Origin of the sequence: Corynebacterium sp. HMSC034E11 (assembly GCF_001835905.1) — a bacterium.
Lineage (GTDB): Bacteria > Actinomycetota > Actinomycetes > Mycobacteriales > Mycobacteriaceae > Corynebacterium > Corynebacterium coyleae.
Genome location: NZ_KV826403.1, coordinates 1 through 13361, shown reverse-complemented (window position 1 = coordinate 13361; position 13361 = coordinate 1). Strand labels below are relative to the sequence as shown.

14 protein-coding genes are annotated in these 13361 nt (G+C 60.6%); all 14 read right to left on the bottom strand.

Going from position 1 to position 13361, the window contains the following annotated elements:
- Positions 1-11: 11 nt before the first annotated feature.
- Positions 12-566, bottom strand: a complete 555-nt coding sequence (scpB, locus tag HMPREF2690_RS06940; protein WP_070423220.1) for an SMC-Scp complex subunit ScpB — start codon at positions 564-566, stop codon at positions 12-14.
- Between the two features lie 36 nt (positions 567-602).
- Entirely contained in the window at positions 603-1421 is an 819-nt protein-coding gene (locus HMPREF2690_RS06935) for a segregation and condensation protein A (protein WP_070820498.1), read from the bottom strand.
- Positions 1421-2290: a ParA family protein gene (locus HMPREF2690_RS06930; RefSeq protein ID WP_070423222.1), complete on the bottom strand. Its 870-nt coding sequence runs from the start codon at positions 2288-2290 to the stop codon at positions 1421-1423. The genes HMPREF2690_RS06935 and HMPREF2690_RS06930 overlap by 1 nt, the downstream gene beginning before the upstream one ends.
- Before the next feature lie 61 nt (positions 2291-2351).
- The gene (locus tag HMPREF2690_RS06925) at positions 2352-3437 is read right to left on the bottom strand and encodes a hypothetical protein (RefSeq protein WP_246815362.1); all 1086 of its coding nucleotides are present in this window, start codon (positions 3435-3437) and stop codon (positions 2352-2354) included.
- 12 nt (positions 3438-3449) lie between these two features.
- A complete protein-coding gene (gene xerD / locus HMPREF2690_RS06920; protein WP_070423223.1) occupies positions 3450-4370 on the bottom strand; it encodes a site-specific tyrosine recombinase XerD in 921 nt (306 codons plus the stop codon).
- Complete coding sequence (locus tag HMPREF2690_RS06915) at positions 4371-5018, bottom strand: NUDIX domain-containing protein (protein WP_070820497.1); 648 nt, start codon at positions 5016-5018, stop codon at positions 4371-4373.
- Positions 5015-5869 (bottom strand): copper transporter, encoded by an 855-nt coding sequence (locus tag HMPREF2690_RS06910; RefSeq protein ID WP_083279531.1) that lies wholly within the window; start codon positions 5867-5869, stop codon positions 5015-5017. Before HMPREF2690_RS06910 ends, HMPREF2690_RS06915 begins: the two co-directional genes overlap by 4 nt.
- A 3-nt stretch (positions 5870-5872) precedes the next feature.
- Positions 5873-7081: a putative cytokinetic ring protein SteA gene (gene steA, locus HMPREF2690_RS06905; protein ID WP_092102479.1), complete on the bottom strand. Its 1209-nt coding sequence runs from the start codon at positions 7079-7081 to the stop codon at positions 5873-5875.
- Positions 7082-7121: 40 nt separating this feature from the next.
- Positions 7122-8852 (bottom strand): DNA repair protein RecN, encoded by a 1731-nt coding sequence (recN, locus tag HMPREF2690_RS06900; RefSeq protein WP_070820496.1) that lies wholly within the window; start codon positions 8850-8852, stop codon positions 7122-7124.
- Positions 8853-8861: 9 nt separating this feature from the next.
- The gene (locus HMPREF2690_RS06895) at positions 8862-9800 is read right to left on the bottom strand and encodes an NAD kinase (protein WP_070451574.1); all 939 of its coding nucleotides are present in this window, start codon (positions 9798-9800) and stop codon (positions 8862-8864) included.
- Entirely contained in the window at positions 9797-10621 is an 825-nt protein-coding gene (locus HMPREF2690_RS06890; protein WP_070820495.1) for a TlyA family RNA methyltransferase, read from the bottom strand. The genes HMPREF2690_RS06895 and HMPREF2690_RS06890 overlap by 4 nt, the downstream gene beginning before the upstream one ends.
- Positions 10621-10794: a hypothetical protein gene (locus HMPREF2690_RS12180; RefSeq protein ID WP_167594521.1), complete on the bottom strand. Its 174-nt coding sequence runs from the start codon at positions 10792-10794 to the stop codon at positions 10621-10623. The genes HMPREF2690_RS06890 and HMPREF2690_RS12180 overlap by 1 nt, the downstream gene beginning before the upstream one ends.
- A 1-nt stretch (position 10795) precedes the next feature.
- Positions 10796-11779: an HAD-IIA family hydrolase gene (locus HMPREF2690_RS06885; protein WP_070820494.1), complete on the bottom strand. Its 984-nt coding sequence runs from the start codon at positions 11777-11779 to the stop codon at positions 10796-10798.
- Between the two features lie 3 nt (positions 11780-11782).
- Positions 11783-12763: a hypothetical protein gene (locus HMPREF2690_RS06880; protein ID WP_083292055.1), complete on the bottom strand. Its 981-nt coding sequence runs from the start codon at positions 12761-12763 to the stop codon at positions 11783-11785.
- Positions 12764-13361: the final 598 nt, after the last annotated feature.

The following is a 13361-nucleotide window of genomic DNA, read 5'->3' as shown; positions in this document are numbered from 1 at the left end:
TTGGGCCGATCCTACCAGGCATCTTCGATTGCATCGATGTCCGGAAGCAGTGGCGCAAGGTCAGGAAGGCGCTCAAGCGAGTCAATGCCCAGAAGTTCGAGGAACAGCTCCGTCGTCACATAGCGGTGTGCGCCAGATTCTTGCTCAGGATCAACCTCCGCAATCAAGCCGCGCAGCGCAAGGGTGCGCATGACGCCATCAACATTGACCCCGCGCACTCCGGCAACCTGCGAGCGCGTCACCGGCTGGCGGTAAGCAACCACTGCGAGCGTCTCCATTGCCGCGCGCGAGAGTTTCTTCTGCGTGCCGTCGAGCAAGAACGCCTCGACCGCATCGGCATTTTCGGGCCGGGTATACAGCCGCCAGCCCTCTGCGGTCTCACGCAAATCAATACCACTGCCACGGGTGTCGAGTTCTCGCGACCACGCGCGAAGGTGATCCGACACTTCCGCAGTCGTTGCTCCGAGCGCACCCGCGAGGTCCTCCACGGACACCGGCGTATCGACGACCAACAGCACCGACTCAATCCGCGAACGCAACTGCGCAACCATCGGCATGTCTTCCATACCGCCGAAGTGTAGCTGCCGGTACTGAATCGGCGCCTAGTTCCAGTTCGACGCCGCAACGACCGCCGGATCGACCTCAAGCCCGGTCCAGGACACGTCAAGTTGGCCAAGCGCTTCGGGCTGCTCTGTTTCCACCGCGCGGGCCTTGTACAACTCCAGCAGGGCGAGGAACCGGCCGACCACCTCCATGGACCTCGTGCAATCGCGTGTCAGTGCGGCGAACGTCATCCAGGTACCTGAGCCGGCGAGCTTGAGTGTATCCAGGATCTTGCCCGCCTGCTCAGGCACGGACACAGCAACGGCGTGCAGGTGGTCAGTGCGTACTTCCTCCGGCGGCTTAGGCCGGAAAACACTGGCCGCAAGTTCCGCGAAACTCGCCGCTGTATGGCCGAGTTCCACCGGAGGCAAAAGGTCCACGAACCGGGGCTCCATGGATACGGCACGCGGGTGTCGTCGATTAGCAGATGCTTGCCACATAGCAAACTGGTCAGCAACCTGCTGATATGCGCGGTACTGCAGAAGACGTGCGAACAGGAGGTCCCGGGCCTCCAGAAGGTCGTAGTCTTCCTCCAGGTCATGATCACCACGTGGCAACAGCCGCGCAGTCTTCATGTCCAACAAGGTGGCCGCGACCACGAGGAACTCAGTGACCTCGTCAAGCGACTCCGTCTGCCCCAACGCACGGGTATACGCAATGAACTCGTCGGTCACCTCGGCGAGCGCAACCTCGGTCACGTCGAGTTTCTTCGCCTGAATCAAGCTGAGCAGCAGATCAAACGGCCCCTCGAAGTTATTCAGCGCGAGGGTAAAGCCCGTGATCTCCGGCTGGGGGTACTGCTCAGGTGCCTGGGCCACTAGCTAGTGCGCTCCAACACCTCAAGGGCCAGATTGCGGTACTGTTCCGCACCTTGCGAGTTGGGAGCCCACGTAATAATCGGCTCACCCGCGACCGATGTCTCCGGGAAACGCACGGTACGGGTAATCACGGTGTCGAAGACGCGGTCGCCGAACACCTCAACTACACGATCCATGACCTCACGGGCGTGGGTCGTGCGACGATCAAACATAGTGACAAGGATGCCCACGATGTCCAGGTCGAAGTTGATGCGGTCGCGCACCTTTTCCACGGTATCGGTGAGCAGCGCGAGACCTCGGAGCGAGAAGTACTCACACTCCATGGGGATGATCACGCCCTGCGAGCACGCCAACGCATTCACAGTGAGCAAACCGAGCGACGGGCCACAGTCCAGGATGATGAAGTCGTACTCCCCGCGCACCGGGCGCAGCGCACGAGCTAGCGTGTGCTCGCGGCCGACTTCGTTGACCAGTTGGATTTCAGCCGCAGACAGGTCAATATTCGCGGGTACCAGATCAAGCCCGGACACGTTTGAGCGCTTGATCGCCGCGTGAATGCTGGCAGTGTTGTCAAACAGCAAGTCGTAGACCGTGACCTGATCCTCCTCATAGGACACACCAAGGCCAGCGGAGAGTGCACCCTGCGGGTCGAGGTCTACCAGTAGCACCTTGCGCCCTTGCTCTGCCAAGCATGCACCGAGATTGATAGTGGACGTGGTCTTACCCACGCCGCCCTTTTGGTTCACCATCGAGATGATGGTTGCGGGACCGTGCCGCTCAAGCTCCTTCGGCTTGGCAAACTCACGCCACGGCCGACCCGTCAAAAACGTCTTCTGGTCAGCCGCGTCAAACAGCGCCTCGTCCGCCATGGCCGATCCTTCCCTCGATCACGTCTAAACCCTTGACTGCAGTCATCTTACAACGCTGTGATTAGACCTGCCCACGGCTTCGCTTCCGAAGGAAGATAATCAGCAGCGCAAGTGCCGCGATAAGCGCACCACCACCAATGATGAGCGGGACAAGATCACCTACCGACGAACCCGAGTCAACGCTATCGCCTTGACCTTTGTTGTCTGCTCCCGCATACGGGTTTTCTTCATCCGTTTCGGCAGCCTGCTCAACCGGAGCATTCGTCGACGTAATCACCGCGACAAACGTCGCCGCGCCGTTCTCCACGACCTCCATAATGAACGGGTTGTCAGGCGTCTCGCCTTCCGGGTACGTCAGCGTCAACGTGCGCCCCGCGACGTTCACGTCACGCTTGACCCCTTCGATGATGTTGCCGTTGACATCGAGGTAACGCAGTTTCGCATTCGACGAGTCGTAGTTGGCGTATTTCATCAAATCGCGCGCCTTGCTCAGGGGCACTTTGACGACGATCTCGTTGCCGTGAATCTCTCCCTCGAAATCGAGGCGCTTCGCATCCGCGGTGTCCGCCTTTTCCGCTGGCTTACGCTCAGGGCGATTGACGGCGCCGCTGCCACTGCCTGCACCCGCACCGGATCCGCCGTTCGAGGCTTCACCGTTTGCGTCGCCACCGCCGTTTGCGCCACCGCCACCGTTGTCTTCGGCGTGGCCTCCACCACCGTGGTGCTCGGTGTTTTCTCCAGCGCCACCGCCCGCAATTTCGTCTGCATCAGTTGCCTGTCCGCCGCCCACAGCGACGAGGTTAACTGTCGCCGTGTAACCGCCGGCGCTCGCAGGCACTGCTGCGGTCGCGCCCTCTTCCGCTGGAGCGGTCACCGACACCGACGTGCCATTGGATGTGACCACCCAGCCGCCTGCGGAGTAATTCACATCCACCGGCACGCCCACATCAACCGTCGTCGTCTGCCCCGCAGGCACGGTGATCTCCGAGGGAATCATGTTCGCCACTGCATCCGGGCTTAACCCGCCCGGGATCTGCGCCGAGGCAGGGTGTGCTCCCACACCTCCGCCAAGCCCCACGGCAAGCAGCAGGGCTGCCGGCACCGCAAGTGTTGCGCGACGTGCTCGTGCAAATGTGTACTCACTCATAAGCGCAAAAGCTTACGCACGTGGATGCGAACTACGCCAAACCTCGCGCAGGCTATCTGCTGTGACATGTGTGTAAATCTGCGTAGTCGTCACTGAAGCGTGCCCCAACAATTCCTGCACGGAGCGCACATCTGCGCCACCTTCCAGCAGATGCGTGGCAAACGAGTGCCGGAGCGTGTGCGGGGAGATCTCTTTGTCTATCCCCGCACGCTCCGCAGCCTGCTTGATTACAGTCCAGGCGCTCTGGCGAGTTAAGGCTCCACCGCGCCTATTCAAGAACAACGCGTGTGACTTCCCGGTGGCGAATACGGGTCTGCCTCGCACGAGGTACGCCTCGATCGCATCTTGTGCATGCCGGCCGAGCGGGACGAGGCGCTGCTTACTTCCCTTGCCAGTCACGGTCAGAATGCCTTCAGTATCTATTGCGGCTGTCGCATCATCGACGCTCAGATCAAGCACCTCAGAAACTCGCGCACCTGTGGCGTATAGCGTTTCCAACAGCGCCTTGTCGCGTAGGCCGAGGGGCTGTTCGGTCGGGCAGGCATCGAGAAGCGTCGCCACCTCCCCAATGCTCAAAGTGTCGGGTAGCTTCTCGCCAGCTGACGGTGGGGAAACTTCGGCAGCGGTATCTGCCGGCAATACGCCTTCTTCTACGCCAAAGCGGTGCAAGCCTCGGGCGACAGTCAGCGCACGCGCAGCCGAAGATGCCGCGAGGGGGCGTGCGCCGTCCACCCCGCGGCGCAAGTCAGCAACGTACGCCTCTACATCGGTGGCACTGACTGTTGCCAAGTCGCTTTTCCCAGCGGCTGCCAACCATCGTGTGTACCGGTTGACGTCGCGGGTGTAGTTACTCAACGTGTGAGGGGAGACTCCCCGCTCAACAGCGAGATGCTGCAACCAGCGCGCAGCTAGTTCGTCGGCTTTTACCGCCATCTAGATGCGCTTCATATCCGGCACGATGCCACGCTCGGCTCGCCGCTTCGGCAGCGATTGCGGGCGCAACTCGAATGGCTCCGACACATCACGTGGCTGCGCTTTACCCTCTGCGACGCGGCAAGCAGCCAAAATGCCGCCCACGGCGATTGAGTTCACAATCTCGCCTCGAAGCACCATTTGTGCGGCCTCGCTCAGTGGCACCCACCGAAAGTCCATGTCGGCTTCTTCGTCCTCGGCGTCCGGGCGTTCCACCTCGCGCAGTTGCTTTGCGACGAATACCCGCACCGCCTCTTCCGCAAATCCCGGAGACGTCACCAAATCCACCAGCACGCCCCACTGCTCAGCCTCGAGACCGGCTTCCTCAACCAGTTCGCGCTTCGCGCATACCAACTCGTCTTCTTCGTACATGTCCAGAAGCCCCGCAGGCAGTTCAAGCAGCCGCTTGCCTACGCTGTGCCGGTACTGCTCGACGAGCGCGACGCGCCCGTCGTCGTCAAGTGCAACTACTGCCACTGCGCCGAAATGCTCGACGATCTCACGGTTAGCTGGCTTGCCACCCGGCATGACCACACTGTCGCGGCGCACAGCGATGATTGGGGCGTCGATCAGTACCTCGGAGGACTCGACGGTAAATTCGTGGCTCACTCTGCCACCGCCAGCACTGAAGAAATCCTGCCGGACTCGTAGCTCACGTTGCCTACCGTTGTCACGCCGCGCAGTTCCTTTGGCGCGATGTCTTGACTAGTCAGCACGGTTTTGCCTGCATGGCCAAGTGCTTCCGCAAGGTCCTGCACCAGCTTCGCACCGAAGTCTCCGCCGGCGTCACCGGAGGCGCCATCCACAATCACGACAGCCTCCGCGGGCACGATCTCACCTTTCGTCTCGACGAAACCGGATTGTTGCAGCGTGTCAATTACGATTTTGCGATCCGAAGCCTGTGCTGGCGCTTCCTTCGTCTCAGGGTCGATCAACATAATCGACGCCAACGACTCACCCGCATGGGTGCCCGGTGAACGGTTCTCCACGCTCAACTGCGCACCGGACGGCAACGTCGACGCAATCACCGTGGACAACTCGTCGGCAGAGTTTTGCGACGTAAACTTCTCTGTCAGTTTCAACTCACCAGCATCGGAAGCGCCCGCCGCGTTGAGCAGCCACCGCACGGAATCAACATCGATATCGGCGGCCGTATGCGTACGCACGATAGCGACCGGCACCTCTTTGAGCGCTCCAGAGACGATGGACACCGACTCACTGCCCAGAAGAGCATCGGCAGCATCAAGCCGCTGCTGCGCTTCGCTGCTCTCCTTTGTCGGTTCCTCGGCTCCATCACCATTCGCGTTCCGGTCGATGTCGCTGAGAAACGCACCATTGAACAGATCCGGGCCGCCAGGAATAGCCGGCGCGAGTACCGAGGCCCCCAACACCACGCCGAGAGCTAACCCCCAACACAGACCAGCAGTGACAAGCCCACCCGTCCCTTTTTGCTTTCCCACGGTTTACTCCCCTTCCCCTGCCGGAATCCAGCCGCGCACCGTGTTGGCAACTGTGTCCCAGGTATTGACCAGGTTGTCGGCGAACGTCCCATTTCCGCCAAGCCCAACGACGAGAATGACGGCGGCAGCAGCGACCAGCAGGCCGAGTAACGCCCAGGCCCATGCGACACCGCTGGTGGATTCGACTGCGTAAAGATTCTCAATAACCGTAGAATCAACAACCTTGCGGCCGGCCTTCAAGCGAGCAAGCAACGCAGCCGGATCGGCATTCGCCGGGTCCGTGAGCATCCCGTCCAACTCCACCGGCTCGCCTACGGTGACAATCGTCTCCGCATCATGGAACGCAGCAAGCAAGATCGCGAGGTCTGTCGGCGAATCAGTCGCTGTTGGGAACGTCATCGCACCCACACCCAAATCTTGGATACGCTCCAAGCCAGGCGCATAACCGTCTGGGTCAGCCGGCAGAATCACCCGTGCTTCAGAACGCAAGTTCTCCGACGCGACATCCGCGGGGTCACCGACAATGAAATCAGCGGCATAACCCATCTCTGCCAGCGTGTTCGCGGCGCTTCCCACACCAATGATGACCGGGGTGTACTCCCGCATAAAGTTGCGGATGCCTGTCAGACGGCGCCGCGTGTCATCTCCTGGAGAGACAACAACGACCTTGCGGTCCGCCATTGCGTCGCCAAGTTCGGGTGCGCCGACACCGTCGATAAGCAACGGCGCTTCCGAGTGGATGAACTCAATGGTGTTGCCGAAATAGGCTTCCATGTTCTCCACGAGACCTTGCTGTGCCTCAGCGAAGGAGTTGTCCACCTGCTCACGTGTGACACGCTGTGCAACACCGACGTCTTTCCTTCCGACGGTGATCGTCCCCTCTGGCGTGACCGTGACCTTCTTGCCGTCGCGGATCTTCTCGCGAACAGCGGCGTCGGCCACTTCGAAGATCGGAACGTTGGCGTCGAGAAGCAAATGCGGACCGAACGTCGGTAAGGATCCAGTGCTGTACGGCGCAAGATTGATCACCGCAGCAGGACGGCGGGCAATGAGCTGCTCTGCTAAACGACGCTGCATGTCCGGCGCATCCACAATCGCAATATCGCCCTCATGCAGGCGAGCAAGGCCTTTGCCCCGCGGTGTGCAGTCGCGCAGCGTACCGCGCAATTCCTGCGCGGGCGCTTCCCCAGTTCCAACAGTCATAGCGACCATTGTGCAACGTTGACCTGCCAGAACTGTGGAGGCGCGCGGGCTACGCCCGCATTTCCTCCACTTCGCGCTGCGCACGCTTGAACAATTCTGCCGCGTGGGCACGCCCTGTATCCGAATCATCAAGGCCCGCCATCATGCGCGCGAGCTCCTCAATCCGCTGCTCGTCAGTCAGATTGCCCACACCCGACGTCACCGCCTCGTCGCCCACGTCCTTTGACACATGCAGGTGCGTGTTCGCATACGCCGCAACCTGGGGCAAGTGCGTAACGACGATGACCTGATGCCTCAACGCCAACCTCGCCAAACGGCGCCCAATCTCCACCGCAGCACGTCCACCGACACCAGCGTCCACCTCATCAAAGACCAGCGTGCCGCCCGCAGACGACTCCGAAAGGATCACCTCAAGTGCCAGCATGACTCGTGAGAGCTCACCACCAGATGCGCTCGTGGCCAACGGCTTTGGCTCCAACGCGCTGTTCGGTGCGAGCGTGATCTCCACAGCGTCCGCACCATCGCGGCCAAACTTGGCCTCCGCCAGCTCGACGCGCAGCTGCGCCTTCGGCATGGCAAGCCCGTGAAGCTCTTCCGTCACCGCCTCCCCGAGGTTTTTGGCAGCCTTGTTGCGTGCCTTGGTCAACGCTGCCGCTCGCTTTTTTAGTTCGGCTTCAAGATCAGCAACGCGGCGCTTCAGCTCGTCGATAGCTTCTTCTGACGTATCAATCTTGCTCAGCCGTTTCCCGGCCTTCTCTCGCCACGCCAACACACCCGCGATGTCCGGAGCATATTTTCGTGTGAGCCCCTTGAGTTCCTGTTGGCGCTGCAGAAGGCGCTCTAGCTCATCCGGGTCGGTCGGAAGATCTGCGGTGAAACTACCGAGTTCCGCAGACACATCCGCAAGCACACCGGCGACCTCCCCGAGGCGCACACCAAGCTCCCGTAACTCCTCGTCACTAGCTCCTACCAACGCCGCCTGCGCCCTGCCAACAAGGTCTGATGCAGCTTCTTCCGCCTCTGCGCTGTAGCCGCCGACGGCTTCAGCACCATCAATTGCCACCAGCGCGGTCTGGGCGGCCTCACGCAGCGCATCAACATCCTGAAGACGGTTAATGGTTGCAACGAGATCGGCATCTTCGCCGTCTACGGGTGCAACTGCGTCGATTTCCTCGATTGCAAACCGCAGCCGGTCCATCTCCTGTGCCAACTCAAGGCGTTTCTCGGTGCGGTCCTTCAGATCTTTCGCTGCCTCCCGCCACTGGACATAAACATCGCGATAGGAGGAAAGCTTCTGAGCGATCGCCGGGTCGAACCGGTCCAACGCCGCCAGCTGCTGTTCCGGCGCGAGAAGCCTCAACTGGTCGTTCTGGCCATGAATCGTGAGCAGATGCCCAGCAAGATCACCCAGTGTCGCGGCCGGAACCTTTCGGCCTCCTAGGTGAGCGCTCGATCGCCCCGTCGCTTTCACAGCACGTGAGACGACGTATTCGCCGTTTTCATCAGGCCCTGCACCAGCGCCCTCTGCAATCGCATGCACGGCGGACAATGTCGATTCCGGCAGATCTGCGATGCTGAGCGCGCCTTCCACCACAGCTTCCTGCGCCCCGGTTCGAACTCGGGAGGCATCAGCGCGGCCTCCTGTCAGCAGCCGCAAGCCGGTGACAACCATGGTCTTACCTGCACCGGTTTCACCGGTGAGCACCGTCAACCCAGGAGCAAGCTCCGCCGAGGCATGACGGATCACGCCCAAGTTCGAAATCGCGATCTCTGCGAGCACTCTGCCTCCCTACGCATCAACGCCGCGTACACCACGACCCGTCCGCGGGCCGCGCCAGCCGGACACCGGCAGCCGGAACTTATCCACCAGCCTGTCGGTGAACGGTTTGTCGTCCAAGCGTACCCACCGCACCGGACGCGACCCCCTACTTACTTCAACCCTCGAACCAGGAGGCACCGGGATGCGACGGAACCCATCCATTACCGCCATGGCACTCGACGTCGTGTGTTCTGACTCCACAGCAACCGTCGAGCGCGGCGAGACAACAAGTGGCTTTGCAAACAACGCATGTGCGTTATTCGGCACCACCAGCAGCGCATCGAGTTCTGGCCACATCACCGGACCGCCAGCAGAAAACGCATAGGCTGTGGATCCGGTCGGCGTGGCCACCAGTACGCCATCGCAGCCAAACGACGACACAGGCCGAAAATCAACCTCCAACGTGGCATCAAGCACCCGGGTACGGTCCAGATTCTCCACGCTGCATTCATTCAGCGCCCAATCCGTCCCGACGACCTGCCCCTCTTGGTCGATGACTGCCACGTCGATGGTCATTCTGTCGACAACGCGGTACGTCTTATCGACGACCTGCCTCACCGACTCCTCAAGACTCTCCGCGTCACCTTCTGCGAGGAACCCGACATGTCCGAGGTTGACTCCCAACACCGGAATATCCTGCGCCCGGGCATGCTCTGCGGCGCGCAGAAATGTTCCATCTCCGCCGAGCACCAGCACCAGCTCGCAGCCAAGCGCCGCATTGTCGTCAGCAGCGGCACGTGTCAGCCCACTGAGCACCGGATGCGTCTCAATCGCATCCATCTGTTCCTGTTCAAGCAACCGCACCGTAATGCCGGCTTCCTGGAGCATCTCCGCAGCCCTCGCTGCGGACGCGATATTCGACTCGCGGAACAAGTGCGGAACCAACAAGATCTCACGCTCAGCCGTCATTGCGGCCCCTCCTTCACGGCCTTTTGGACTGCGGCGGCGAGGGAATCGTCGTCAAGCATTGCCTCGCCTCCATCCTTTACAAGCCACAGGAAGTACTCCACGTTACCGCTCGGCCCTGGCAGAGGCGACGCAGCCACCCCACGCACGCTGAGCCCCAGCCCCTGTGCGAACTGGGCGACATCCACAGTGACTTCTTCGCGCAACTCCTGTGAACGGACAACGCCACCAGAGCCTAAACGGTCCTTGCCAACCTCAAATTGAGGCTTGACCATCGGCAACAAGTCAGCGCCATCCTCAAGACATTCCACCAGTGCCGGCAACACCAGCTTCAACGAGATGAAAGACAGGTCGCCGACCATCAGGTCCGCGAGTCCACCCATCATGTCCGGCGTCAGGTTTCGGATATTCGTCCGATCGAGCACCCGCACCCGCGGATCGTTCTGCAAGCGCCACACGAGCTGACCGTAGCCAACGTCCACGGCAACAACCTCACGTGCGCCGTTTCTGAGCAACACGTCTGTAAACCCACCTGTCGACGCGCCAGCATCCAGCGCCCTACGCCCTTCGACGCTCAGGCCACGTGACCCGAAGGCTTCCAGTGCGCCAAGTAACTTGTGCGCGCCACGAGACGCCCAGTCATCAATGTCCTCGACATTGACGCGTATCGACGCCTCTGGCTCTACCACTGTCGCCGGCTTCGACGCCACAAACCCACCGACCTCGACACGGCCCTCCTTGATCCACGTTTGAGCCTGCTCGCGCGAACGTGCAATCTTGCGGCGCACAAGCTCTGCATCCAAACGCCTCCGTTTGGGCGGCATTAGCTGTTCCTTTCTTGCAACGCATGCCCCAGTACCGCATGCGCGCGCGTCAGTGCGTCAACCTCATCGGCAAGCGATTCAGTATCTTCCGCGAGAATCGCTTCAAACTGTGACGTGACCTCCTCAGGCGTCGTATGCGGCGCCCGCGGATCCCTGGGCATGGGTGGCTTCATGTCACCACCACTGAGCTGTAGCAGCTTCAGCAGCCTCTGAGTTGGGCCGCACAAACTCCGGTGGAGTCTCCATATGCCACGCGACCTCCAAAACCGTGCGCAGGGCCTGAATCGGTGTCGCACCATCCTTGCCGTAGCTCAAAATGATGTCGTTGCCGTCGATACGTGCAGCGAAACCGCCCTGCGGTCCCGGACGCAAAACCTCTGGGTCCTCGTTGAGTCCGCGCATATCCTCCGCGATAAACGTCGGTCGCTGCTCCTTGGGCGCCTCCATGAGCGCCAACGGGCCAGAAACACCGGTAAGCACGTGCAGCGACGGAATCCCCGCCGCAACGCCACCTGCAATATCAGTATCTAGCCTGTCTCCCACGGCAAGCGGACGCTTCGCATTCATGCGTTCAGCGGCCTGAATGAACATCGTCGGCCCCGGCTTGCCCGCGCTTTCCGGAGTCACACCTGTCGCCGATGTCACCGCAGCAACCATCGAACCATTGCCGATCATCAACCCACGTTCCATTGGCAAAGACGTATCCAGGTTTGACGCAAGATAGATTGCGCCCCGCTGAATTGCCAACGCAGCTTCCGACAACTGCACCCAACCGGTCCCCGGGTTGTGGCCGTGCAGCACCGCCTTCGGATTCGCATCTGCACTATCGACGACGACGTAACCCGCATCGTCGACAAGCTGCTTAAACGACGGCGCGCCAACCACAAGAACAGGATCTCCGGGGGCGAGGTGCGCCTCAGCCATCGACAACGCAGCCTGTGCTGAAGTGATCACGTCTTCGGTCTTCGTATCGAGGCCAATCTTGCCCAGCATCGCAGCCACATCCGCTGCGCTACGCGACGCATTGTTCGTCACATACATAGCCGGAATCCCCGACGCCGTAATGGCCTCTACAGCGTTTGGAATCGCCACTCCGCCATTCCACACAGTGCCGTCGAGGTCAAGCAGGAGAGCGTCGTAGTTATCCTTCAGCGCCATTGTCTAGTCCAATTCTGCGGCGCGCTCCGCCGCATCCGTGAAACCATCCGTATCAATCTTCGCAGCGTGTTCAAACCACGTCTTGGCCTCACCACGCTGGCCAGTCGCAAGAAGGGCATCAGCATATGCGTAGGAAAGACGCACTTGCTCAAATCCCTGCGAATCCAAAGAAGGATTCATGCGCTGCAGCGTCGCAAGTGCAGAATCGTGCTGACCGAGATCATGGCGTGCGCCGGCAAGCACAATCGCCAATTCGATCTTCCCCGCTTCGTCCAATTCATTAGCTTCAGGGCTACGACCAAGTTCAAGCGCCTTCTGAGGTCGGCCCAAGCCACGCTCCGCATCAGCCATCACAGCTAGCAGCCCCGGGCCACCAGACATCCGCCGCGCCGCACGAAGTTCTGAAAGCGCTTCCTTCCACTCACCAGCGCGATATGCAACTACGCCAGCAGTCTCACGGACAACGCCGACACGACCAGCACGGTTCTTCGCGGCGCGGGCGTGCTCAAGTGCGAGCTTCGGATCGTCTTCCAGGAGATCAGTAGCCATCAGCATGTGCTGTGCAACGCGTTCCGCATTGTCCTTGGAAAGCACCTTGAGGTCCTGCAGCACAGACGGGTCAAGGTCGTTAATATCCAGGCCCGACGGCAAGTCAGGTTCGCGCTCCTTCTGCGCCATCCGTTCCTCGCGGTATCCCTCACGATATGGGTTCGAGCGATCGTGGCGGACACGGTTGTCCTGCCCGCCGTGGCCCGGGTGGCCGCCCTTACCGTGGGGCTTGCCACGGCCGCGGCCACCACCGTGACCGCCGCGTTTATTGTCGCCGCGTGCTCCACCGTAGCGATCCTCGCGACGTCCGCGCTCTCCGTCGCCAAATTCACGACGACCACGAGACTGCCCGCGGTTATTCCTACCGCGACGGTCTCCGCCACCACCATAAGAACGTTGACGTCCCTGGTTATCTCCGTTGCCGGCCTCTGCCATGGAATCCCTCCAATTCGTATCCAAGCCATTATAGGGATGCTCAACACAGTTATGCTGATCCCCCTCAGCCGAGCGGACTTGGCGAGCATTCGACTCCGTAATGGGCTATCAAGGATTCATTCTCCGCATTGCGGTTACGTCCCTCTCCTGGCTGTGCTGTATGCAAAACCCGACGTCATATCTTTCGCTGACTTGGGCAGAGTGTAAAACGCCGCGGCCGTGAAGCTTCATTTTGCATTTACGACTGTGTGCTGGTGGCTTTAGTCGAGTCTTCGGTGGCGTGAAGTCGCTTCGCTCCGCATTGCGGACAAGTGGGTAGACACCAACTATTTCCTTGTATCGGCTGGGCTACTTTTCCAAGAGCGCCGCCGCTGGCATCGACTCCGTGCTCCGCATTGCGGACTAATGGGTGTACGCCAACTATGCAGTGGCATAGTCAGGCACGCAATGTTTCTGACTCTGTATTGCGGTCTGGTGGGTGTGCACCAATGTTGCTGTTGTCGGCGACAACAATCATGTGGGTATACGTGAAAACACCCAAAGTGCAACGTGGGTGTTGTACTTTGGGTGTTTGTGTGTGAAGTTGTTGGGTCGGCGG

Excerpts from the sequence above, each read along its gene's own strand:
- HMPREF2690_RS06890 (WP_070820495.1), bottom strand. The coding sequence starts at position 10,621 with ATGCCGCCCAAACGGAGGCGTTTGGATGCAGAGCTTGTGCGCCGCAAG.
- HMPREF2690_RS06925 (WP_246815362.1), bottom strand. The coding sequence starts at position 3,437 with ATGAGTGAGTACACATTTGCACGAGCACGTCGCGCAACACTTGCGGTG.
- HMPREF2690_RS12180 (WP_167594521.1), bottom strand. The coding sequence starts at position 10,794 with ATGAAGCCACCCATGCCCAGGGATCCGCGGGCGCCGCATACGACGCCT.
- scpB (WP_070423220.1), bottom strand. The coding sequence starts at position 566 with ATGGAAGACATGCCGATGGTTGCGCAGTTGCGTTCGCGGATTGAGTCG.
- HMPREF2690_RS06885 (WP_070820494.1), bottom strand. The coding sequence starts at position 11,779 with ATGGCGCTGAAGGATAACTACGACGCTCTCCTGCTTGACCTCGACGGC.
- HMPREF2690_RS06895 (WP_070451574.1), bottom strand. The coding sequence starts at position 9,800 with ATGACGGCTGAGCGTGAGATCTTGTTGGTTCCGCACTTGTTCCGCGAG.
- xerD (WP_070423223.1), bottom strand. The coding sequence starts at position 4,370 with ATGGCGGTAAAAGCCGACGAACTAGCTGCGCGCTGGTTGCAGCATCTC.
- steA (WP_092102479.1), bottom strand. The coding sequence starts at position 7,081 with ATGGTCGCTATGACTGTTGGAACTGGGGAAGCGCCCGCGCAGGAATTG.
- HMPREF2690_RS06880 (WP_083292055.1), bottom strand. The coding sequence starts at position 12,763 with ATGGCAGAGGCCGGCAACGGAGATAACCAGGGACGTCAACGTTCTTAT.
- HMPREF2690_RS06930 (WP_070423222.1), bottom strand. The coding sequence starts at position 2,290 with ATGGCGGACGAGGCGCTGTTTGACGCGGCTGACCAGAAGACGTTTTTG.